Annotated in this window: 22 protein-coding genes and 2 tRNA genes; 7 read left to right on the top strand and 17 right to left on the bottom strand. The window is 45.4% G+C overall.

Going from position 1 to position 21716, the window contains the following annotated elements; translation table 11 throughout:
* Positions 1-65: 65 nt before the first annotated feature.
* Together C1710_RS06110 and C1710_RS06105 are read right to left on the bottom strand one after the other, a co-directional pair.
* Positions 66-1610: a glutamate--cysteine ligase gene (locus C1710_RS06110; RefSeq protein WP_102281083.1), complete on the bottom strand. Its 1545-nt coding sequence runs from the start codon at positions 1608-1610 to the stop codon at positions 66-68.
* Between the two features lie 101 nt (positions 1611-1711).
* Positions 1712-2752 (bottom strand): D-alanyl-D-alanine carboxypeptidase family protein, encoded by a 1041-nt coding sequence (locus tag C1710_RS06105; RefSeq protein ID WP_235857981.1) that lies wholly within the window; start codon positions 2750-2752, stop codon positions 1712-1714.
* A 105-nt stretch (positions 2753-2857) separates the two neighbouring features.
* Here C1710_RS06105 and yaaA point away from each other — a divergent pair, with 105 nt between their 5' ends.
* The gene (gene yaaA, locus C1710_RS06100) at positions 2858-3607 is read left to right on the top strand and encodes a peroxide stress protein YaaA (protein WP_102281080.1); all 750 of its coding nucleotides are present in this window, start codon (positions 2858-2860) and stop codon (positions 3605-3607) included.
* Between the two features lie 66 nt (positions 3608-3673).
* Here yaaA and C1710_RS06095 read toward each other — a convergent pair whose 3' ends face one another.
* The 3 genes from C1710_RS06095 to C1710_RS06085 form a co-directional block, all read right to left on the bottom strand.
* Entirely contained in the window at positions 3674-4012 is a 339-nt protein-coding gene (locus C1710_RS06095) for an ArsR/SmtB family transcription factor (protein WP_235857980.1), read from the bottom strand.
* A gap of 28 nt (positions 4013-4040) precedes the next feature.
* A complete protein-coding gene (locus C1710_RS06090) occupies positions 4041-4598 on the bottom strand; it encodes a cadmium resistance transporter (protein WP_102281076.1) in 558 nt (185 codons plus the stop codon).
* A 94-nt stretch (positions 4599-4692) separates the two neighbouring features.
* Positions 4693-5532, bottom strand: coding sequence for an alpha/beta hydrolase (locus tag C1710_RS06085; RefSeq protein WP_102281074.1), 840 nt, complete (start codon positions 5530-5532; stop codon positions 4693-4695).
* 92 nt (positions 5533-5624) lie between these two features.
* Between C1710_RS06085 and C1710_RS06080 the strand changes: the two genes are divergently transcribed.
* On the top strand, positions 5625-6080 hold the full coding sequence (locus tag C1710_RS06080) for a MerR family transcriptional regulator (protein WP_102281073.1): 456 nt from the start codon (positions 5625-5627) through the stop codon (positions 6078-6080).
* Between the two features lie 109 nt (positions 6081-6189).
* Here C1710_RS06080 and C1710_RS06075 read toward each other — a convergent pair whose 3' ends face one another.
* The 4 genes from C1710_RS06075 to C1710_RS06060 all read right to left on the bottom strand — a co-directional run bounded on the left by C1710_RS06075 (position 6190) and on the right by C1710_RS06060 (position 11677).
* Positions 6190-7209: a serine hydrolase domain-containing protein gene (locus C1710_RS06075; protein WP_102281072.1), complete on the bottom strand. Its 1020-nt coding sequence runs from the start codon at positions 7207-7209 to the stop codon at positions 6190-6192.
* A gap of 58 nt (positions 7210-7267) precedes the next feature.
* Positions 7268-9085, bottom strand: coding sequence for an ABC transporter ATP-binding protein (locus C1710_RS06070; RefSeq protein ID WP_408065699.1), 1818 nt, complete (start codon positions 9083-9085; stop codon positions 7268-7270).
* Positions 9075-10820, bottom strand: a complete 1746-nt coding sequence (locus C1710_RS06065) for an ABC transporter ATP-binding protein (protein WP_102281069.1) — start codon at positions 10818-10820, stop codon at positions 9075-9077. The genes C1710_RS06070 and C1710_RS06065 overlap by 11 nt, the downstream gene beginning before the upstream one ends.
* Before the next feature lie 344 nt (positions 10821-11164).
* Positions 11165-11677 carry a hypothetical protein gene (locus C1710_RS06060; RefSeq protein WP_235857979.1) on the bottom strand — a complete coding sequence of 171 codons (513 nt, stop codon included), beginning with the start codon at positions 11675-11677 and terminating at the stop codon, positions 11165-11167.
* Positions 11678-12045: 368 nt separating this feature from the next.
* Between C1710_RS06060 and C1710_RS06055 the strand changes: the two genes are divergently transcribed.
* Positions 12046-12975, top strand: coding sequence for a DMT family transporter (locus C1710_RS06055; protein WP_408065698.1), 930 nt, complete (start codon positions 12046-12048; stop codon positions 12973-12975).
* A gap of 157 nt (positions 12976-13132) precedes the next feature.
* On the opposite strand, the gene C1710_RS08355 is transcribed toward C1710_RS06055, so the two are convergent.
* The 4 genes from C1710_RS08355 to C1710_RS06040 all read right to left on the bottom strand — a co-directional run bounded on the left by C1710_RS08355 (position 13133) and on the right by C1710_RS06040 (position 15155).
* On the bottom strand, positions 13133-14023 hold the full coding sequence (locus C1710_RS08355; protein WP_328587354.1) for an ISL3 family transposase: 891 nt from the start codon (positions 14021-14023) through the stop codon (positions 13133-13135).
* A gap of 12 nt (positions 14024-14035) precedes the next feature.
* Entirely contained in the window at positions 14036-14434 is a 399-nt protein-coding gene (locus C1710_RS08350; protein ID WP_235857978.1) for a hypothetical protein, read from the bottom strand.
* A gap of 265 nt (positions 14435-14699) precedes the next feature.
* Positions 14700-14772, bottom strand: a tRNA-Glu gene (locus C1710_RS06045).
* 53 nt (positions 14773-14825) lie between these two features.
* Positions 14826-15155: a hypothetical protein gene (locus tag C1710_RS06040; protein WP_102281064.1), complete on the bottom strand. Its 330-nt coding sequence runs from the start codon at positions 15153-15155 to the stop codon at positions 14826-14828.
* A gap of 139 nt (positions 15156-15294) precedes the next feature.
* Here C1710_RS06040 and C1710_RS06035 point away from each other — a divergent pair, with 139 nt between their 5' ends.
* From C1710_RS06035 to C1710_RS06025, 4 genes are all read left to right on the top strand, one after another.
* Complete coding sequence (locus C1710_RS06035; RefSeq protein WP_102281063.1) at positions 15295-16434, top strand: Y-family DNA polymerase; 1140 nt, start codon at positions 15295-15297, stop codon at positions 16432-16434.
* Positions 16435-16439: 5 nt separating this feature from the next.
* On the top strand, positions 16440-16739 hold the full coding sequence (locus C1710_RS06030) for a hypothetical protein (RefSeq protein ID WP_102281061.1): 300 nt from the start codon (positions 16440-16442) through the stop codon (positions 16737-16739).
* A gap of 15 nt (positions 16740-16754) precedes the next feature.
* A complete protein-coding gene (locus C1710_RS08265) occupies positions 16755-16919 on the top strand; it encodes a hypothetical protein (protein ID WP_180961317.1) in 165 nt (54 codons plus the stop codon).
* 64 nt (positions 16920-16983) lie between these two features.
* A tRNA-Gln gene (locus C1710_RS06025) sits at positions 16984-17056 on the top strand.
* An 80-nt stretch (positions 17057-17136) separates the two neighbouring features.
* Here the strand turns inward: C1710_RS06025 and C1710_RS06020 are convergent.
* From C1710_RS06020 to C1710_RS06005, 4 genes are all read right to left on the bottom strand, one after another.
* Positions 17137-17892 (bottom strand): tyrosine-protein phosphatase, encoded by a 756-nt coding sequence (locus tag C1710_RS06020; protein WP_102281060.1) that lies wholly within the window; start codon positions 17890-17892, stop codon positions 17137-17139.
* Positions 17893-17975: 83 nt separating this feature from the next.
* The gene (gene apf, locus C1710_RS06015; RefSeq protein WP_102281058.1) at positions 17976-18542 is read right to left on the bottom strand and encodes an aggregation-promoting factor; all 567 of its coding nucleotides are present in this window, start codon (positions 18540-18542) and stop codon (positions 17976-17978) included.
* Between the two features lie 332 nt (positions 18543-18874).
* Positions 18875-19699 (bottom strand): Cof-type HAD-IIB family hydrolase, encoded by an 825-nt coding sequence (locus C1710_RS06010; protein ID WP_102281057.1) that lies wholly within the window; start codon positions 19697-19699, stop codon positions 18875-18877.
* A 10-nt stretch (positions 19700-19709) separates the two neighbouring features.
* Positions 19710-21563, bottom strand: a complete 1854-nt coding sequence (locus C1710_RS06005; RefSeq protein WP_102281782.1) for an acyltransferase family protein — start codon at positions 21561-21563, stop codon at positions 19710-19712.
* Positions 21564-21716 lie beyond the last annotated feature (153 nt).

Raw genomic sequence — 21716 nt, 5'->3', positions numbered from 1 at the left:
ATTTAGTCCATTAAAGAAAAGCGTGCCGGGAACTTTACCCCCGTCACGCCTGGTTAATCAATAATCTATTCCTGATCCGCAGATTCTTTTTCATCAGCGTGGAAACTTTCCTTAATTTCTGGAAACTTTTCCATTAAGTAATGACGTGCGCCATGCGGAAATTCCAGATCGACATCTGCCGGAAAACTCTCGTGGTGGTCGCCAAACGATAGGTCCAGATCCTGGTCAGCGTTAAAGCTTAACCCTAATTCAATTGCCGCCATCACAAGATGGTGAGTCGACGTTGAGAAACGCTCATCTTCCTCAGCCAAGGGGTGACCAAACTGCAGGAAATCCGTATAACGATCATTAGCAATCTTGAGCCCAAACGACAGTAATGAATCATCGGCGAGCTTATCTGCCACTTGGCCCCCAATCGTCAGTGACGGATCTTCCAGACGTCGCTGAACAAATTGCAATGCCTGTTGGTACTTGCGTGGCGCATTGTATTCCATGACAAACTGTTCCAGCTTTGCCATCAAGGCACTTGCCCGCTCATGCAACCATTCTGGTTCTTCAAGCGGATCTTGCAAAGCAACCTCGTTGTTCTTCTTCTTCGCCTCTGCAAGGGCTTCTTGAATCGGTGACGGCAAAGTAGTTGTCAAGCCGTATAGCATGAGCAATTCCAGGAAGTTTAGAGTATCCTCACTAATCCCGGACAAAGCAAACGGATCAAGGTCAAAGGTACGAAACTCCAAGAACTTAACCCCGTTTTTAATAACCGTTGGCAAGTTGTGGCTATCACCACGTAGTCGCACCGGTCCAAAGAATTCCTTAAAACTAGCAAAGGTCCCATCGTCCACCATTTCAGTCAGTCGCTGAACGTGGTGTTCCAACGAATCATAAGGAACTTGTTCGGAAGGACGGTTGGTGTAACCAACGTCGGAAGAACGAAGACTACGGACCGGGTTAGAGACCCCTTCCGGCAAGTCATGCTTAACGTTTGACGTCGTTGGGCTTGCTCCGTAAAGGTAGGTAAATAGCCAGCGGTGGAGGTAGAAGAACTGGGCTAATTTGAAGTAGAGATGGTTTTTAAACTCAGCCAGATTATCATACTGATCGTAGTACAACTCTTGGTACATTTTCTCTACCAGGTCATTATGAAGACTATAGTTCACCCGGACCCCAGCAATCAGCTGGCGCTTAATCCCGTATTTTTTTACCAGGTAGGTATTGTAGTTAGAAATCCAATAGCGGGTAGAATGGTGAGCCAAAAAGTCAAGATCATTATCATAAACGGGCTTTGGCGGTAAACTCAGCGGCCATAACCGCTCTTCCGGCTGTAGTGAGCTATAGAGTGCCTGCTGAAGAAGGTCTAGCTGGCGAACAGCATCAGCACTCCCATGTTGTGGAGTCCCCTTTAATTCCATCATGTTATCGGAAATATCCGTCGTTAAGTACATGTGGGTACGTCGTGAACTTAACTTCGCTGGGTATGGGTAACGACTGGCACGCCCATCAGTTAAAATACGGTGGGTTTCCATCCTAATAGCAAATAACCCTGAATACATTAGACTATTAAATTCTGGCTTACGCAGAGCTGCTTGCAGCTCACCGAGCTTTTCAGCCATCTTTATTTCCTCCTCCGGGAAACACTTTCCCCCGCGAAAAATAATCACATTTCTATTATATAGTATATAGCTTTGCAAACATGCCGACAACGGACGATCCTTTACTGTTGTGGCTGAAGGGAACCATTATTTGATGCCTGCTGGTTATCCTGCGTCGTTTGTTGGGTCGTAATGGTCTTCCCGCTTACATCCTGAAGCATCTTAATCGTTTCGGTAAACTGCGCGTTATAATTTCCCTGAACATTTAAAACAACCGTGATATAACGCTTGCTGCCATCTTTCTCCGTCCCAGCAAAGCAGTTACCGGCTTTATCAGTCGTTCCCGTTTTGAGACCATCAACGTCCCAGCCTACCGGGGCTAGTGGGTTTCCTGATAACATCATATTGATATTAACAAGGTCGTATTGCTGGTGATCGTTTGCCCGAAAATTAACATGGTTCCCCTTGGTGATCGATAAGCTTTGCGGATAATGACGAATTAAGTAGCGAGAGATCTTTGCCACGTCCAGGGCCGAAAGCTGGTTTTCAGCTGAATTAGGAACACCCTTGAGTTTTAGTTTGCCAAGGGATCCATTATCCAAGCCAATCATGTTGTAGATCTTGGCGTCCTTCACTCCCGCTTTACGCGCTACCGCCTGCATTTTCTGGTTAAATTTGGCGGTGCTACCGGCATCCGCAATAGCTAACGCGGCCGCCGACCCGTCAGCAGAAACGATCATCATTGATTCAGCTAGTTCGCGAATTGTGTAACGATGACCGGCGTCTAATTCAACGTTGGAAAAGTGCCAATCGTTAGCAATTTTGGCTACCGGCTTATTAATTTTCACCCGTTGGTTCCACGATAAATGACCACTAGCTACGTCCTGTTCAATCACCGCTAACGTCAATATTTTGATAACTGAAGCGATTGGCATCTTTTGCTGGCCATTTTGGTTATACAGAATTCGCCCAGTTTTGGCATCAATGGTCACCGCCGCCTTGGCGTTGACGTATTGGCCAACTTTTGCGTGAGTACTCTTGCCAGAAACGATGTTATCATCACGTTTACTAGCAGCAACGACTGCCGTTAAACTCGTGGTGCCAACAAGAAAAGCAGCACTCATCGCAGTTAATAAATGAAATACCTTGCGACGTAAAGTCATCTCATTTCCCCCTATCCGTTATAATAAGTATTGTACGCGAAATAGCTGTTCTTAAACGTTAATTTTTCTTTACACGGCAAACAGTAAAAAAGGAGTTCTTCGAATATGCAGATTATCATCGCGCCAGCAAGAAAAATGACCACCGATACCGATTCACTGCCCGTCGGTCAGCTCCCCCTTTTCTTACCGTTTACCCGCCAAATTCTCGAGGCCATGCGAAAGTTAACCTACTCCCAGGCGCGGCAACTATGGTGGAATTGTAGCGAACGGATTGCCCGCCCTAATTACCAGTGGTTGTTCAAACTCGACCTGACAAGACAGCTAACCCCAGCTCTCCTCGCCTTCACCGGCCTCCAATACCAGCACATGGGAGCCGGCGTCTTTACCGACGAGCAACTGACTTACCTCAATTCTCATCTCAGAATTGTATCGGGTTTTTATGGCCTCCTCCGCCCCAATGATGGAGTGGTTCAGTACCGGTTAGGGATGGGAGACCGTCTCCAAGTGGGTTTAGCCAAGAACCTCTATCAGTTTTGGGGTGACCGATTAGCTCGTCAGTTAGCAACTGAAAGTAACCTAGTCTTGAACCTCGCTTCCAATGAGTATTCCAAAGCAATCACTTCTCACCCACAGTCTGGCCTCCGGATTGTTACCTGCCGCTTTGGCCGCCTCCATGACGGTCGTTTTTGTCAAGTAACTACCCGCGCTAAAATGGCCCGTGGCCGAATGGTCCGCTACTTAGCCGAACAGGCGGCCACTTCTCTCGAAACCGTCAAAGAATTTCATGAACTAGGTTTTGCCTACGATAAGCAGCGTTCCACCAATGATCGGCTTGTTTTTGTGGAACATCAATAATTAAAAGTGGCCACCAGCGTCCAAGGAGCACTGGTGACCACATCTTTTTACTAATGTCCCAAGAGATTATTTACCATGTGGTTTTCCCCTCATAACATGGTCAACATGGTCCAACATCTCATTGATGACATCCAAAATATGGGGATCGTCTAAGCGATAACAATTATTTTTACCCCGTCGCTGACAACTAACTAGCTGATGCTGACGCAAAGTAGCTAGTTGGTGCGAAACTACTGACTGTTCCACGTTCAGGAGCTCCACCAATTGTTTAACGGTTAGCTCACGTTTCTCTAAAACAACTAGCATTTGCATCCTCGTCGGGTTACTCAATAACTTAAAATTTTGCTCAGCTGCGAGCAGGTGCGATTCATCAATGAGCTTAATGTCAGCAACTTTCTTTGCCAACCTGTTCATCCCCTCAATAAGTTTCTTCTTACCATTGTAGCAGATGAGAAAATAAGCCACCGTCGTAAATCACGTAGCAACCAACAATTATGTAGCAAACCCTCATCAACGGTTCACCCCACTTGTCCATAACCTTGCCAACCACTGGTAGAGAACCGAGCCCAGCTACTAGAAAAACTGCTGCCACGGTAATTACCACCACTAATAAAATTAGCTGCCAGAAAGTACCAGCTGACTGATTTACCAAAACTGGTAAAAAGAGTGATAGGTTGCAACCAGCACAAACTGACAAGTAGGTGACAAAAACTCCACCAATTCCTTTAACAAGTGGACTACTATTACTATCCTCATCTTTACTCAGTGCTTGCCACAGGGGCAGAAAGCCTAGTATCCCGAGAACCCATTCTGGAAAAATTGAACTTAAAAAACGTCCTGCGACGAAACTAATAGTAACTAATAGAATAGTTCCCAGCAAGTAACCACCCAGCACTTCAGTAAAACGATACTTGCGTAAGAGAAACAACATCATCACAAAAAAGTCCAGGTTCACACTGATAAAGGTCAGAATAATTAATCCATAATTCAATCTATTCACTCCTATTTATGTCATAAATAACATATGTTAACTATAACATGGGAAGCGTAAATAAAAAAGCGGCAATTATGCTGCTTTATCGTCATTATTTACCCCAGAGAAAGTCAATCAGTACCCGGTCGACCTGCCGGTTACTGTGTAACTTACTATGCTGAGCTCGTTTGCCAAAGAACTCCTTTTCTTGGTATGACTTTGCCCGCTGAGCAACCAGGTACTTCAGTGACTTCGCTGAATTGACAGGAATCTCACTGTCAGAATGCGAACCATCTTGAAGGTCACCATACAGGTTCAATACTCGCGCAGTCGTCGGGTAAGTTTTTCGTAAGTCCTTGAGCTCAGTAAAGTGCTCTTCTTCAACGGATGGTTTTCCACTCTGATCAATCCGTGACCCCTTCGGGTAACCAAAACCAATCCCGCCGTTAAAGTGTCCCGCGATGGCGACCTGCTTTTTAAGAGTCGGCAACTGTGAGCTGTTAGGATAGTCACGCAACATGTACATAATACCTAAATTCCCCATAGAGTGACCAACCAGGTTCATCGTGGAAAAGCCCCACTTCTTTTTAGCAGCACTGATAACTTTAAAGACGTATTCGCCATCTTTTTTGTATGACATCTGCTTATTGTCAGCAAGATTAACCTCAATAATTGGGTTACGCGCTCCCTGTTTAATATGACCATGAAAAGTCACCTGGCCATCCTTAGCAATGTTTGCCCAGATAATTGTTTTTGTTACCCCTGCTCGTTTGGCAGCGTTAGCCATGTGTTGTTCTGCATGATAACTACTCCCCCAACCGTGAATAAAGAACGTGGGGGTCGTGGAGTTGACATAGTGGCGAGCCGCTTGAGCGCGGTAGACAAAGCCAACGCCACAAACTATTACCAATATGAATGACAGTAGTGAAACCCAAAAACGTCCTTTTCGCATTACTTATCCTCTCCTGTTTGAATATGTTAAACTACCAGCAGTATAATTCCTCAACCTCACTTGAGGGCAAGCAAAAAGGGAGAGTGTTTTTAATGGCAACTGACACTTATCAACAAACCTTCAGTATTGGCCAAGTGGCTCATCAATTTGGCTTAAGCATCCCTACCATTCGTTACTATGACACGCAGGGATTAATTCCGGGATTGCAGAGAACAAGAAGCGGTCAGCGAGTGTTTACCCGTGACAATTTAGAAACCATCAACATGATCGGCTGTCTCAAGAAAACGGGAATGTCAATTAAGGAAATCAAACAATTCATTGAGTGGTGTCGTCAGGGAGATAAAACACTGCCGCAGCGCCAAGCCATGTTTTACCGGCTGCGAAAATCATTATCAGCCGAATTAGATGCGCTCAAGGCAACCATGGATGTTGTCGATTTTAAGTGCCGCTACTATGACATTGCGGTAGAACACAACAGTGAGCAAGTGGCCCAACAAGAATTAGCAAATCAGCAACCCGCTGGCCTGCAAATCAAACTTGATGAATGAGTAGCTAGCTTGTCAAACATGATAATGATGACCAGTTCATTCCCTTTAGAAGGATAATCCATAATGCCCCCAGTTGATGGTCAATCCATCTTCTGGGGGCATTGGTTTTTTATAATTCCTTTTCGTTGAGATAAGTTGCCATCAGCATTCCCCGCCGACGAATAAACTCCTCGTTATCCGCCCGTGGGTGAACCCGGTTGGTCAAGAGTACAAGCCCCTGACCTTCTTGGCGGTCTAAAATAATCAGCGTCCCTGTGTACCCGGTATGACAAATTACTGGATGGTGGTCCACCGCCCAACTATGGTGTAACTTCCACCCCAAGGACCGTAAGTGTTGACCGCTTAATGGGGTCTGATCAACAAAAAGCTGGTCAATCGTTTTGTCTGTAAGGAGACCATTGAGATTTGTCTCAATTAACGCGCGACCAAACTTAGTCAGGTCCTTGGATGTTGAAAACATTCCCGCTGATCCGCAGTGCGCTCCGAGAACAAATCCCTTTGGATCATGTGTTTCCCCGCGAATAAGTCCCCGCTTTCTGGTGATAGCCGTCGGAACAGCCCGCCTTTTTTGCGGTCGAAACGTAGTCTCCGTCATCTTTAATGGTGCCAATACCCGTTGCTCAATCAATCGGTGAACCGGCTGGTGCAGTAACCGTTCCGCTATCCAACCAAGGTAAATAAAATTAATATCAGCGTAATGGATTTTTTTGTTAACACTGGGGCCTACCTGCTGAGTTTTCAATAATGCAGCCGTTAACTGTTTTGCAGACAGTTCATCACGGTGGGGAATCCAGCCACCAATGTCAGACGTGTGGGTAAAGAGGTTCCGAATCGTTGCCACCGAGCTGCCAAGTTCCGGCAAGAAATCACTCACCGGTTGGTCCAGTTCATAAGCCCCCTCCTGCCAGAGTTGGAGCATTAATGGTACGGTTCCCACCACCTTCGTTAACGAAGCTAAGTCAAATTGCATGTCAGCTGTCAGTTTCTCGGGCTGTGGCCGCCACTGTGACAGGCCACGAACCGCTTGCCACTGCTGTTGGTGGTCAAACAAGACCCAGCTCATTCCGGGAACTACCTGGTCAGTAACTAGGTCATTAAGTATCTTCATTGTTTTTCGATATTTTTCCATCTTAGCTCCCCCGTTAGGCTAATTATAAAACCAAAGTGTCCATCTCAGGACACTTTCGTTACAGGGCATTGCCAATAAATTGGCTGTTGTAGAGATCAGCATAAAAGCCATTTTTCGCCATTAAGCTTTCATGATCACCAGTTTCAATAATGTCACCATGATTCATGACAATAATCCGTTCCGCGTTGCGGATAGTGGAAAGGCGGTGAGCTACCACAAAACTAGTCCGGTCGTACTGTAATCTATCCATTGCCCGTTGAATTAGTGATTCAGTTCGTGTGTCAACAGAGCTGGTGGCTTCATCAAGAATCAAAATATCCGGATCAGCTAGAAAAGCACGAGCGATTGTTAGTAATTGCCGTTGCCCCTGCGAAATGTTAGAAGCCGCTTCGTCAAGCTTGGTTTCGAACCCCTGTGGTAAGTCTTGAATGAAATCATACGCGTAAGCTATTTTTGCAGCTGCATACACTTCTTCATCAGTCGCATCATCACGACCATACTTAATGTTCTCAAAAATGGTGCCGCTAAAAAGCCAGGTCTCCTGGAGAACCATTGCAATATGCGACCGAAGTTCGTGGCGACTCATATTACGCGTATCCTGCCCATCCAGGTAAATATGACCACCGTCAATATCATAAAACCTTTCCAGTAAGTTGATAATTGTCGATTTTCCCGCACCGGTAGGCCCGACGATCGCCACCATGTGGTTCGCAGGGGCTTTTAGGTTAAAGTCTTTAACAAGCGGTTCCTGACCGTAAGAAAAGTTAACGTGGTCAAACTCAATTTTTGGCAACGACCGTCCTTTTTTAACGGGAAAGTTGGTCCGTTCAGTGGTCATTTCGGGTTCATCAAGGATTTCAAAAATCCGTTCTGCTGAAGCAATCGTCTGCTGCAGCGTACTGCTCAAGTTAGCAACCTGGGTAACTGGTTGGGAAAACTGGTTGACGTATTGCAAGAAGGCCTGAATATTACCAATAGTGATTTGGCCGTGGATCATCCGAATAGCACCCACAACTGCCACCATCAAATACCCTAAGCCACGGACAAAGTTCATCAACGGCCAGATCAGAATGGAGAAAAATTGTGCCTTCCATGCCGCCTGGTAGTAATGATGGTTAACCCGCCGAAATCGTTGCTCTTCATCTTCTTCGTGGTTAAAAGTACGGACGATCGTGTGTCCGGCATAAGTTTCCTCCACCTGGGCATTAATATTTCCTAAAACATCTTGTTGACGGGTAAAAAGCCGCTGGGCTGTCGGTGCGACGAAAGCAACAATTACTAAGCTCAGCGGTACCGTAATTAATGCGACCAGAGTTAACTGCCAGCTAATCGAAAACATTAACGCCAACACCCCAACAAAAGTCAAGGCAGACGTCAACAGCTCAATCAAACTTGACTGTAATGTACCAGCAATGTTGTCCATGTCGTTAACCATCCGGCTCATTAAATCACCATTGGAATGAGTATCATAAAAGCGAACTGGCACCCGTGCCATTTTTGCTTTAAGGTCCTGACGCAACGTGAAAACTACCTTTTGGGAAATCCAAGTCATCATGACTTGTTCTGCCAAACTAAGTAAACCTGAGACACTGTAAAGGAGTACTACAACCAGTGCGATCTGCCCAATTCGGTGAAAGTCAATTGGCAGCTGGTGAACAGTCTGGCCTGCTTGCATCATGCGGTATCCTTTCATAATACCATTATAAATAGTTGTCGTGGTATCCCCTAGAACTTTTGGTGCAATAATAGAAAATAACACTGACGCAATGGCTAAAATAACAGAAAGTAGAACGCCACCCCACCATGGTCGTAAATACATCAGTAGTCGCTTAGTAGACGGCCAGAAATGCTGGGCTTTTTTCGTCTCATGCCTCATGACCGCCATCTCCTTCCTGTAACTGGGAGTTAATAATTTCTTGATAAACCGGGTTGCGTGCGGCTAGTTCTTCGTGAGTACCCTGCCCAACAACCTGACCATCATCAAGCACAAGAATAAGATCAGCATCGGCAACTGTTGAAATTCGTTGGGCAACAATGACTGTTACTGCTTGGGAAACCAGCGCGTCATCTTGAAGTGACAGCCGCAATTGAGCATCGGTCTTAAAGTCAAGCGCTGAAAATGAATCGTCAAAGACGTACACTGACGCCTGCTTGATAATGGTCCGGGCAATTGCCAACCGTTGCCGCTGGCCACCAGAAAAGTTGCTGCCGTCTTGTTCCACTTTCATATCAAGTCCGCCTTGTTCTCTTACAAAGTCAGCTGCCTTAGCAACTTCTAGCGCACGCCACATTTGTTCATCTGTGGCGATCGAGTTGCCAAAAGCAAGGTTGCTGCGAACCGTTCCACTGAAAAGAACTGCTTTTTGCTGGGTAATGGAAATTAAACTATGAAGGTCATGTTGACTAATTTTAGCGATGTCTTGTCCATTGACCAAAATCTGACCACGTTCAATATCAAACAAGCGCGGAATCAGGTTAACCAGGGTTGACTTTCCTGAGCCAGTTCCACCGATAATCGCTAAGGTTTGACCAGCAGTAACCCTAAAGTTTAAGTCGCTCAAGGCCAGATGCTGGGCACCTTCGTAACGGAAGTCAACATCCTTAAATTCTAGTGATGCTACTTGGCTTTTTTTCAATGGTTCCAACTCATCTACTGGTAAGTCACTAACACTGATTGGCTGATCTAAGACAGCATTAACCCGCTTAGCCGAAACTTGCGCACGGGGAATAAAAAAGAAGATGAAGCTCAACATCATGAAACTCATCAAAATTTGATTAGCGTAGGTCATAAAGGTAATCAAGTTACCTACCTGCATTGAACGGCCGGCGATTAGGTGACCACCATACCAAATAATTCCCACGTTAGTCATGCTCAACACCAGGGTCATAATTGGAAACATGAATGACATCAAAGTAAACGCGCGAAAACCGACACGGGTGTAGTCCTCGTTTACCTGTCGGAAGCGGTCTTGCTCACGCTGATCCTTGTTAAAAGCCCGAATGACGCGAACACCAGTTAGTCCCTCCCGAAAGACACGGTTAATATTATCAACCTTTTGCTGCATAACACGAAAATATGGCATAGCAAAGTACATCACCACGACCACAGCAATAATCAGGACAGGCAGGCTGATAGCTAACACCCTGGTCAATCGCGGTTCCCGACTGTAAGCCATCACACAGGCTCCTACCAGCATAATCGGTGATTGCAACATCATTCGCATCATCTGCAACATCACATTTTGAATTTGCACAATATCATTGGTACTACGGGTAATGAGCGAAGAGCCACTAAAGCGCGTCATTTCGTTAGTTGAGAAATGTAACACCCGTTGATAGATCGTGTTACGAATCCGCTCCCCCACTTTCATTCCCTGGGTGGAGGCAAAAAAGACGTTTCCCACTGCTGCCAGTAGCCCTAGAAAAGCCACCAGTAACATTACGCCACCAATATGCCACACATAGTTGAGATCTTTTTGCATAATCCCTTTGTCAATCAAGTTGGCCGTCACCGTTGGCAAATATAGGTCACAGGATACCTGAACCCCCATTAACAAGAGGGCTGCCAGGGCCGCCCACCAGTTTAAAAAACGTCTTGCAATTTTGATCATCAACTGGTTCCCCTTTCAAAACAAGAACCGTCAGCCAGCTGACGGGACAATTAAAACTATTATACCGGCTTAAAAAAAGCTGGTAAAGAAAAACGCAGTTAAAATAAAAAGGAGCGTGACCGAAGTCATTTATGACTTCGTAGTCACGACGCGCAGCTAGGGCAGCTAGGCTATCTGCCGCCCCTGTGAGCAACAATAGGCTCCTAGCGTTCGGCTTTGCCAGAACGTTAGGAGCCATTGTTGGACCGCTTGTTAACTTTTAATATAGATATAGGCAATTATGTCACGGCCCCAATACTGTTCACGATTCCGGGGGCACGAAAAGGTGAACCACCGAATCTAAACTAGTTATGTTGAACCTGAACACCCTGTGGCAACTGGCCGGACCAGTCACTGTAGTGAATAGTGGAACTACCATTAGTAGTCTGACGGTCCATCCCATCACTGTCAACGTGGTGAGTAACACCGTTTTCAGTCCAGACAGCCACGTCACCAAGACCTAATTGAACACGTTGTTCACTGTGTGATGAAGCAGTGGCTTGGTGGTTACTGCCATTATTAACAACAGCCTGGTTAGTGCTACCCTGGTTGCTGTTTTGAGTAGCTGCTTGGCTGGTAGCATTACTCTGCTGAGTTGTCGCATATTGACTAGTTGCAGTCTTTGCACTGTTCTGGGTCGAAGATACACTAGCTGACGATTCGTGCCGGCTTGACTTGTGCGAACTACTCTTGGCAACCCGTGCAGAACGAACATGCGACTCATTCGTTGCCGGTGCGCTTGACGACTTGACACAACCGGTTAATCCTAAAGCCACCATCAACATTACTGTTCCTGCTAAAACCTTCCGTTGCATCATTTTCAAAGCCCCCGCTTCATTTAAAATCTCTTTGATTTCCTTTGATGATTCTATTGTAACCTATTTGAAACATAAATGTAACAGTTTTAAGAAAATTGTTAGGAACTTTTTTGAGTTTCTGTCCCAGCAATGCCGACAAACGCCGTGATAACGCTCTTTAGCTGTCAAGTAATTTATCATTTTGAAAGTATTAACACTTGTAAATTGACTGCAATCTTTGCCTGTAGCCAACCCCCATCACCAAATTCGGGTAAAACTGGTGATGTTCAATATTTTTCTTCCTTTATTTCTTAATAATTAATTGGCAAAGCAAACAATTTACGATAACCTAATCTGCGGAACATATTTTTCGTTATAGAAAGGAACAAATGACAATGAATCAGCCAAATTCAAGTCATGTTATGAAGGGCATAATCTACGCTGCCCTGGCGTCAACAATGTGGGGTATCTCAGGAACTGTTCTCCAACTCATTTCACAAAACCTTGCCATTCCTGCTACGTGGATGTTATCAGTCCGGACGCTGGTCACTGGTATCATCCTGCTATCGATTAGCGCCTTTCGTTATGGAAAGACAATTTTTAATGTTTTCAAGCGTCGAGATTCGCTTATCTCTGTCGTGACTTACGCTATCTTTGGACTGATGGCCAACTTACTCACCTTTTACTACGCGATTCAGTTGGGTAACGCCTCAGCAGCCACCATCCTTCAGTACCTCTCGCCACTCTTTATTGTCCTCGGCAGTGTGATCTTCATGCATCACCGACCATTTCGTACTGACGTGATTTCATTTATCCTGGCTCTCATCGGGGTTATCATGTGTATCACTCGCGGTAATATCACTGAACTATCAATTCCTTTTGACTCACTGCTCTGGGGAATTGGTTCGGGGATTACAGCCGCCCTTTATGTTGTTCTTCCCAAACGTGCCGTCGTCCATAACCCACCAATCATCGTTCTTGGGTGGGCCTCAATGATTGCTGGTATTCTGTTTAACATTATTCGTCCTTTCTGGGTCGGCACACCTCATATCTCCATCACCCTGGTGGCCTCTGTTGGGACCGTCGTTTTATTCGGAACAATCTTGCCGTTCATTCTATTAATGCACGCAACCCGGTTTGCTCCATCCGACGTGGTCAGCATTATGGATGCCCTCCAGCCAATCGTGACCTCTGTTCTTAGCGTCATCTTTTTCCACCTCAAGATGAACTGGGTAGAAGTACTTGGTATTATCCTAGTGATTGTTGCCATCTACATCTTGCAACAGGGGCGGCGCGTCCTACGAGAACAATCTGAATAAAGCTTCCCTCTAACGGTGACAAGCACAAATCGAGTAGGAGGTAATTGATTAGTTCAATTACCGACCTCTCACACCACCGTACGTACGGTTCCGTATACGGCGGTTCGACAATTTAATCGGCTCTTTGTCAAATCCTGTTGACAGGTAAGAATCAGGTCTAAGCGGCTTGATTCTTTTTTTTTGCCATTTGACGGAATTGAATACGATAGACCAAGTGGTTGTAATTTCTGAAACCAAAGGCGGTGCGTTGAATTTGTTTAATCATCCGGTTGATCCCCTCAATAGTCCCGTTACTGTAGTCAAATCGTGAGGCGTTAAGGACGTACATGAGATTATGTCTGAGGGTGTGTAAAACAGCGGTCATTTGCGGACTAAGCTCGGTGCCCGGATAGAGACTTTCGGTCAGTTGATCGAGATTACGTTGTTTGAGGTTTTGCATAACATTTTGGAGAAACTGATAGTCGGCTCGTAAGCGATCATTAATAGCCAAACCTAAATCCACGCGCTCGCCACTGGTCACCTTCTGACGAAGGTGACGATCATAATATTCATGCTCGTAAGAAAGATTCGTCGCAGATTTGAGATAGAGTTGCCAGCTAAACTTTAACAGTCGGTACTGGCGACTGGCTTTCGGAAATTGTTTCATGGCTTGGGCCCGATACTGATTGAAAGCACGAGTCATCCTGGCAATAATATGGAAACGATCGATAATAATTTCGGCGCGGGGGAACAAGCGACGAGCGATGTCTTGGTAGTAACTGTTTAAGTCCATTGAAATGGTTTTTACCCGGGATCTTTCCGCAGGAGTGAAGCTTAGAAAATAGTTCTCAATTGTCCGCTTAAAGCGATCCGGCAGGATCGTTTGAATGCGATGGTGATCGTTGTCAATACAGATAAAGTGCAGTTGACGATGAACACCGCGAAATTCGTCCATCGCGAGGTTAGTAGGCAACTGGCGTTGGTATAAGGGAGCGATGGAGCGACTTGCGTCTAAATAACGCAGGACCGTGCTTGGTGAAATCGTATTGTCACGGGCAATACTTTCCAGGGTGCGATCATCTTAAAAACTCATGATCGCCTTAGCCCTAACCTTATTAGCGATGTGGCAGTATTTACGGACTACATTCGATTGGGCCATAAAAGTTCGTCGACAATCTTTACAACGTAGGCGTTGCTTATGGATTCGTAGAAACACCGGATGACTGGCGTCATCGGTGGTAAAAATAGTTTGGACCGTAGAATACCCAAACATTACTAGGCGGCGGTGATGACAGTTTTGGCAAGTGATTAGCTGATTGCGAAGCTTAAATTCGTAGATCCGACATTTACGAATATCAGGTTGAAGCTTTTTGCAAGTACCCTTAGCCAAATTAATAAAGGCATAGAAATAATCCATCAAAATAAGATTGGAGTCTTTCATTCCTAGTGCAAAACAGATAGAATCATTATTAGGAGTCATCCTGAATCATCCTTTCGATAGAAGCTATTTGGTCGTAGATTTTTCCTGAAGGGAGTCAGTGATGGCTCCCTTTTTGTACGAAAAAATCCCATTAACAGATTACCACGTTGGCAATCCATCAACAGGATTTAGTGTAGAGCCTTTATTTTTCCGCAATTTTTCCGCAAAATCTGTTTTTAATAGCTTTTATAGGTTTTCCGCAAAATCAAGAATGCTGATATATCAACGTTTGTAAGCTACTGGAAACTATGAAAACACAAAAAAATCACCCGCACGGGGATCGAACCCGTAACTCCGCCTTGAGAGGGCGACGTCTTAACCAATTTGACCAGCGGGCAATCAAACATACAAAACGTAGTATACCGACTGCGTCCTAATTTGTCAATATTAACTACTCAAAAGATAATTCCAGAAAGTAACGGTGGTGGTTAGTAAAATGTGAACTTGTTACCCACACGTTATGATAATCAGGAATGGTATTCTTGGTCTGCTCGTAGAAGTAATCTAACAGGTCACCATTCTGGGCCACAAAGTCTCCCGAAAGCCGGTTCACCATTAACTGGTTGTCCGGAAAGTAAAAGGCAGAATCCGACACCTTGGTACTATCCGGCACGGACAAGCCAATCACGTTTGAACAATCTTGTTCACTAATTTCAGCCATTTCAGGATGGCGTTTAATTTGGTACAAAACGTTATAAATACTATCGGAACTGCTTGCCATTAGTACTAACCTCCTGGATCAAACTTCTCTCTTGCCAGCTATTGTAGCAGATTGTTGCAAAAAACGCACAAAAAGCCTGCTTCTTCCTTGCTTCAACAATAATAACCATCGTAAAATCGATCCGAAGGGAGGAAAAGTCATGAACTATCAACACGAACCTCACGGCCTCTTTCTGGTCGTCGACAATAAATCTTTTTTTGCTAGTGTTGAGTGTACTGTTCGCGGACTCGACCCGTTGACTACTCCCTTAGTCGTGCTGAGAGAGGTGCCACATACTGCCCATGGCTTAGTGGTGGCCGCTTCACCAATGGCCAAGAAAATGTTTCACCTCCACAACCGCGGAACTAAGAGCCAACTTCCCCACGACGATCGCTTGATTATTGTGCCGCCGCGAATGGAACTCTATGAAAAGCGTAATCAACAAATCAACGAGCTGTTTTTAAAGTTTGTTGGCAAGAAAGAATTACTCCCCTATTCTATTGACGAATCAATTCTCGACGTCAGCCATCATTGGAAGAAATATGGTCCCTCAGTCGACAGCATTGTCAAAGCCATCAGACAAGAAATCTACCAGCAGCTGGGGCTCATTACGACAGTTGGTATCGGTGATAACCCACTACTGGCTAAATTAGCGCTTGACGTGGTAGCTAAGGAACAACCTGATTCTGTAGGCCGCCTCCAGTACCGCGACATTCCCGCTAAGCTGTGGCCAATTCACCCGTTAACTAACGTTTGGGGTATCGGTAAGCAAACTGCTGCCAAGCTCAATTCACTTGGCATCCACACCCTCGGGGATATTGCTCATACCGACCCGCATGCCTTACAAGCAGCCATGGGAAAAGTTCGCGGAACAAGTCTCTATGCGACTGCCTGGGGAATCGACCGGTCACACCTTGACGATCCGCGCCCGCACCGGTCACATAGCATTAGTAATTCCCACGTCATTACCGAAGGGTCAAGTAACGAACATGAATTACGGCAAACACTCGCAAAGGTCGGTCAAAGTGCGTTCCGCCGGGTAGAGAAACAAGGACTCGTGCCTGGTAATATTTCCGTGAGTCTGACCTTCCAGGATAGTCCTGAAGACTTTCATGGCCACTCGGTTTCCAAGACCCGTAACTTTGTTGGCGTACCCGACCAACAATCTGCATTAGCCATTGCTGTTCGGCTCTTTAACCAGTTGTGGCATGGTGAAGATGTGCGGATTGTCTTTGTCGGTTTCGGTAACCTGCAACGGCTAACCAGTGAGCAGCTCGACCTCTTTGCACCAAAGGAGTAATTGTTATGTCCACAAAGATTGGTCAACAACTAGTCAGCCGGGTAAATCAATACTTCCATCGCTTACCCGAAACCCGCTACCACTTGTCAGTGGTAAACGTCAACGCTGATCAACAATACCACTACTTTTTCTATATTCGCCGGCGGGGCGTGTCCACCCGGTCACTCCCCCTTGCTGCTGAACCAGCAAAAATCGACCTATTGATGGATAGTCTGAGTATTTTCCGGCAAAGCTACCAACTGCCGATCATTCTGACCGGTTTTAGTTATGATGAGCAGCGACGACTTCACCAGCTAACACGTTAAAAAGGAGTGTTTGGAATGGAACTACGTCTTTATAGTGATGAGGAAGCTGGCAGGATTGCCAGAAACTTTTTCGAAAATGAATATCATGATCCCGGTATTCAGAAGTGGGGCGGCTTTCGTACTGGCCACTGGGGAGCCACTCTGAAGACGCAACAAGGCAGTCAAAAAAATTCAAAATAAGTATTGCGTTTAGTTCTTTTTTTCGCTATACTATTAATCGTTGTTAAGGCAACACATTAAATATTGGGCATTAGCCAAATTGGTAAGGCGGTGGACCCTGGATCCATAATGTACTGGTTCGAGCCCAGTATGCCCAACTTCTAACGATCAGCTTCGGCTGGTCTTTTTTATTAAACAATGAACCCCTGCCGCGATTGCTCAGCGACGGGGGTTCTCTTTATTTCAAATATCGTTGGCGAAACTTGTCAATCTCTTCTGCACTTAATCCTAACTGCCGAATCAAAAAATGGTCAATCGATCCCCAGCCCTGCTCTAAGGTTGTTAAAAAGCCCTTCATCACCGGGCCATCCCCCTTGGTTGTATTCATCTTAGCAACCATCTGCCCCAACTGATTAGCAGATGGTAATTGCCTCGCCGCCGAAAAGTCGTAAAGTTGGTTAGTCAGTAGGTAATCCTTAATGATCGTCTGGTCATCGACACCCAGTGTTTTTAAAATCAACGCGGCCATCACTCCTGTCCGGTCTTTGCCAGCACTGCAGTGAAAGACGAGTGCTTCATCAGGCGCAAGGTTGACCAGTTCACGCATTACTTTACCAAAAGCATGCTGAGAGTGAATGTTCAGCAAAATGTGCTGATAGATGCTGCCCAAATAATCTGTCGGCAAAATTTCACCAGGAACATCGGACTGCTGGTCAGTATCCCCCTCTTCGGCATACACATGACAGTCAATATATTTCATTTCCGTAGTTAGTTGATCAGGCATTGCTCGTTGCTCAAAGGCAGACCTCAGATCACAATCAACAGTGACATGTCGTTTTGTCAACTGCTTTAAATCACCAGTTGACAAATCACTTAGGGAATCCGCACGATAAATTTTATTCCAGATTACCGTCTGGTGATCCGTAGTTTGATAGCCTCCCAGGTCACGAAAATTCATTGCGCCATCAAGCGGCACTAATCGTTGCTTTGCCATTTCTGATCCCTCCTCTGCCATTATACGCAAAAATGACGAGACCAAAAAGTCTCGCCATTTTTCATTAGTTCATTAGGCCGCTCTTAGTACCAGCCGTTAGCTTGCCAGTGAGCCTGGGCATTTTGCCATGAACCGTAACGACTTGCGACGTATTGGTCAGCAACCCGTTCCTGGTTTGCTGGTGAGTAGTCCCCACCAAGGTATGAAGCAGACAGTTGGTACTTACCAATGTACTGGCCATTAGTAGCACCGTAGTTACCACCAGATTCGCGGGCAGCAATCCAAGCCTTCGCAGCTGCTTCACTACCAGAAACACTTGAAGTGTATGAAGAGCTGTTAGTGTTTGCAGTGTTGTTAGCACTTGGCAGAGTAGCTGCCTGCTTTGCAGTAGCTTGTTCAATCTGACCATCGCTAGTAATCAGCAACTTTTGACCAACATAGATGACGTTAACGTCCTTGATGTTATTCTTTTGTGCCAGTTCGTTGACGTGGTTCGTGTCCTTAGCGAACTTCATCGAGATCCCTGACAGGGTGTCACCGCTTTGAACAGTGTAAACAGTGTCGGCATTAGCAACTGCAGTCGTTGCGGCAACACCTGCACCTAAAGCAGCAACACTAGCAACAATCTTGGTTAAGTTCTTCTTAAACATAAAATCAATCAACCGTCCTTTTATTTTTTGTAACTTGCTTATCAATTTCAACGGTTACTATGATAGCTATTTAATATTACTATAAAGTAACAAGACAATATCGAAATTGGCTGAACCATCGCATTTTCTGTAATCTTTTGTAACATTAGCTATCCAATACAAAGCCTATTTGTGACTTTATCTGGAGGCAACTGCGTCACCATCGTTTTCTTTGGTGAGCCTAAAAAATTAATTAAGAAGCATCATTTTTGATCAAAAAAAGGGCTTTTTTCACAAGAAAAAGATAATTTAACCCTTCTTCTTGTTTTTAAAGCCCGTTAAATTGCCATTTGTTACAGCCGTGTTGCAAAATAATCTTCTAAAAAGACTGCAACCCCGTCTTCGTCATTTGACTTTGTCACCTTAGTGGCCGCCTGTCTAACCTGGTCAACGCCGTTGGCCATCGCCACCGCAACACCGTTACCACCATCAACTGCCTTTGTCATCCCCAGGTCGTTATCGCCATCGCCGAAGCTCATGACGTTGCTAAAGTCCCATCCGTAATGATCTAGTAACTTTTGCAAACCAACTGCCTTATCTACTTGCGGCGGTAAAAACTCGAGGACATATGGCTGTGACCGTGTGACCGTGAAAACGTCCTTAATCGTCTGCGGTACGTTCTGTTGAGCTTCTTCGACCACATCAACATTCGTACAGATAATCAATTTGCTATATTCCTTGTCATGAGGTAGCTGGCTAAACGGCATGTGGTGGTATTGAATGTGGTGAATAAAACCAGAGTAGCCTGACTCGGCCAGGTCAGTCATTTCATAAACCGATTCAAAATCTAAAACGTTGAGCGGGTAGTGATTCTGCTTACAGTAATCATAAACACGGTGAATATTCTCGTAACCCATCCCCTGGCGGAACAGGACCTGTTTGCTGTTATTTTCCACAACCAAGCCACCATTGAAGTTAATCGTACAGTCGTCATCATTCGTCAATCCAAGTTGTTGAATCAGTGGCCAAATGGCGTTGATTGGCCGGCCAGTACACAAAACAACCTTAATGCCTTGTTCATGAAGTGCCCGCAGATCCCGTTCATTTCGGACACTAATCTTTTTATGGCTATCGAGTAGCGTATTATCCAGATCTAATGCGATCATTTTGATGGTCATAATAATCCTCCTAATGGTGCTTCAAAATAGTAGTAACAATTAAACGAGTAAACTGAATATTTCCCCGCTCATTCATATGAACATTGTCATTAGCAAACCAGTTTTGGTGGTTTTTACTCAATGAATACCAGTCTACGAGGTAGACGTCGCCTCGTTGCCGGGCTACCTGTAAAATCAACTTATTCACCGCTCCTTGCCAATCCTTGGTTGGAATATGTGAATTGATCCAGTATATTTCGTGTCCCGGACCGATTGCGTGAATAATCTTGCTAACGGTTGTCGTGGACATCATTCCGTTAGTCCCTAGGTTCAAGACCACAATCTTTTGCAAGTGCCCCTCTTTTTTGAGGTTCTTGATAATCTCCGGTGCCTGCGCACCCTGGCGGCCAACCTGCGCGTCAACATATGCTGTCGGCATTACCTGCTGAATACTTTTCGCTGCATCTGCCATCACAGAATCACCAATGACAGTGACCTTCAGCTTTTTGGCCGCTGCTAGTTGGCTAGCACTGAGAGCGTATTTTCGGCGAAGAGAGTTGCTGCTGACTTTGACCTTCGCCGCTTTTCCTGCAGCTACCCGTTTATTTTGGCTCGCGGTTTCATGTCTTGCCTGCTCAATATGTCTTTGAACTGCGTTCTTTTGTGGTGCTTTCTCCGGCGCGCAAAGGGCTGCAGTGAATAGTTCCAACAATAGTAAGGAGGGAATCACCCGCAACCAAACCTTTAATTGCCCCGGTTTAACCCAGGAACAAATCGTGGATTGCCAATTTCCCCAGTCATAATGTGCAAAGGGCTGTTCAATAAGCCGGTATGACAGTTCACTGATGCCAAGAATTAGTAGCAACTCAATCAAGGCGTTGGCCCAGGGATGAAGACCAATGGGAACTACTCGTTCATAAAACACCATTACTGGGTACTGATAAACGTAAATCCCGTAGGACCGGCGGCCAACCCACTGACAAAACGGGTTAGCAAACCACTTGCTAAGGTTGCTGCCAGGATGGACGATCGTTGCGAGAAGCAGCATCCCCGCGACGCTGTAGCCAAAAATCCCACCATTGTAGGCTGCTTTCCCTTCACCATGCATCATGCCAAAGCCAATCAGGGTTACCAGCAAGCTACCGATTCCAACAATATCTAAAAAGCGTTGGCTTTGCTGGTTAAGACTGGCTTTCAGCCTTTCATGAGGCCACACGAACGCTAACCAACACCCGAGCAAGAGAGAAAATGCCCGTGTATCTGTCCCGTAATAAACACGGTTAATGTTGTTCGGTTGGTACAGGATGGCCATTTCGATTGCCGAGAGAAGTGCTAATAGGAAAGTCAGCCTTCTGGCAACCGAACGTTTACCAAACAGTTTCAATAGTCCCCATAGGATAAGCGGCCATACTAAGTAAAACTGCATCAGTACGCCCATGGTCCAAAGATGAGTAAACGGTGATTGTTGGGAAAAACGGTCAAAATATGACTGACCATTATAGATTTCCCACCAATTGTAAACACCAATGAGGTTGGTAAAGATAATCTGGCGTAGGTGATACAATAAGTTCCGTGCAAATAAGAGGATATATACCGAGGTTGCCGCCAGCATTGTTATTAAAACAGGGTAAAGCCGTTTAGCCCGTCGCCGGTAAAACGTTGTCGCCTGCAGTTGTTTACCATCTGTCCAACGCCGCAACAACTGCCCGGTTACAAAGTATCCCGAGATGAGCAAGAAAAGTGGTACGCCGAGAAAGCCACCGGGTAAAAAAGTGGGCAGTAAATGGTAGCCAATAACCCCTATAACAGCAAGCGCTCGTAACCCATCAACACCATGGACGTAGTGACGATGTGGTAACTGTTTTGCCGAAAACGCTGGTTTCATTTGCACCTTTTTTCCTCCTTAATTTGTCAAATTACCAATCTATTATAGTCAAAACAACAGTGCCCGTATAGCCATAGTTTTCGTGTTTTGGCTGTTATTGTTTGCTTCAACCGATGTGCAATGCTACGATTAATTTATAGCAAGCTTATCAGT

The organism is [Lactobacillus] timonensis (genome assembly GCF_900240275.1).
Lineage (GTDB): Bacteria > Bacillota > Bacilli > Lactobacillales > Lactobacillaceae > Limosilactobacillus > Limosilactobacillus timonensis.
Note: the sequence above shows the minus strand (reverse complement) of the source record. Positions and strands in the feature narration are given on the sequence as shown.

Bases quoted from the DNA above. Each gene is read 5' to 3' on its own strand.
- C1710_RS06110 (WP_102281083.1), bottom strand. From the start codon at position 1,610: ATGGCTGAAAAGCTCGGTGAGCTGCAAGCAGCTCTGCGTAAGCCAGAA.
- C1710_RS06105 (WP_235857981.1), bottom strand. From the start codon at position 2,752: ATGACTTTACGTCGCAAGGTATTTCATTTATTAACTGCGATGAGTGCT.
- yaaA (WP_102281080.1), top strand. From the start codon at position 2,858: ATGCAGATTATCATCGCGCCAGCAAGAAAAATGACCACCGATACCGAT.
- C1710_RS06085 (WP_102281074.1), bottom strand. From the start codon at position 5,532: ATGCGAAAAGGACGTTTTTGGGTTTCACTACTGTCATTCATATTGGTA.
- C1710_RS06080 (WP_102281073.1), top strand. From the start codon at position 5,625: ATGGCAACTGACACTTATCAACAAACCTTCAGTATTGGCCAAGTGGCT.
- C1710_RS06075 (WP_102281072.1), bottom strand. From the start codon at position 7,209: ATGGAAAAATATCGAAAAACAATGAAGATACTTAATGACCTAGTTACT.
- C1710_RS06070 (WP_408065699.1), bottom strand. From the start codon at position 9,085: ATGAGGCATGAGACGAAAAAAGCCCAGCATTTCTGGCCGTCTACTAAG.
- C1710_RS06065 (WP_102281069.1), bottom strand. From the start codon at position 10,820: ATGATCAAAATTGCAAGACGTTTTTTAAACTGGTGGGCGGCCCTGGCA.
- C1710_RS06060 (WP_235857979.1), bottom strand. From the start codon at position 11,677: ATGATGCAACGGAAGGTTTTAGCAGGAACAGTAATGTTGATGGTGGCT.
- C1710_RS06055 (WP_408065698.1), top strand. From the start codon at position 12,046: ATGACAATGAATCAGCCAAATTCAAGTCATGTTATGAAGGGCATAATC.
- C1710_RS08350 (WP_235857978.1), bottom strand. From the start codon at position 14,434: ATGACTCCTAATAATGATTCTATCTGTTTTGCACTAGGAATGAAAGAC.
- C1710_RS06040 (WP_102281064.1), bottom strand. From the start codon at position 15,155: ATGGCAAGCAGTTCCGATAGTATTTATAACGTTTTGTACCAAATTAAA.
- C1710_RS06035 (WP_102281063.1), top strand. From the start codon at position 15,295: ATGAACTATCAACACGAACCTCACGGCCTCTTTCTGGTCGTCGACAAT.
- C1710_RS06030 (WP_102281061.1), top strand. From the start codon at position 16,440: ATGTCCACAAAGATTGGTCAACAACTAGTCAGCCGGGTAAATCAATAC.
- C1710_RS08265 (WP_180961317.1), top strand. From the start codon at position 16,755: ATGGAACTACGTCTTTATAGTGATGAGGAAGCTGGCAGGATTGCCAGA.
- C1710_RS06020 (WP_102281060.1), bottom strand. From the start codon at position 17,892: ATGGCAAAGCAACGATTAGTGCCGCTTGATGGCGCAATGAATTTTCGT.
- apf (WP_102281058.1), bottom strand. From the start codon at position 18,542: ATGTTTAAGAAGAACTTAACCAAGATTGTTGCTAGTGTTGCTGCTTTA.
- C1710_RS06010 (WP_102281057.1), bottom strand. From the start codon at position 19,699: ATGACCATCAAAATGATCGCATTAGATCTGGATAATACGCTACTCGAT.
- C1710_RS06005 (WP_102281782.1), bottom strand. From the start codon at position 21,563: ATGAAACCAGCGTTTTCGGCAAAACAGTTACCACATCGTCACTACGTC.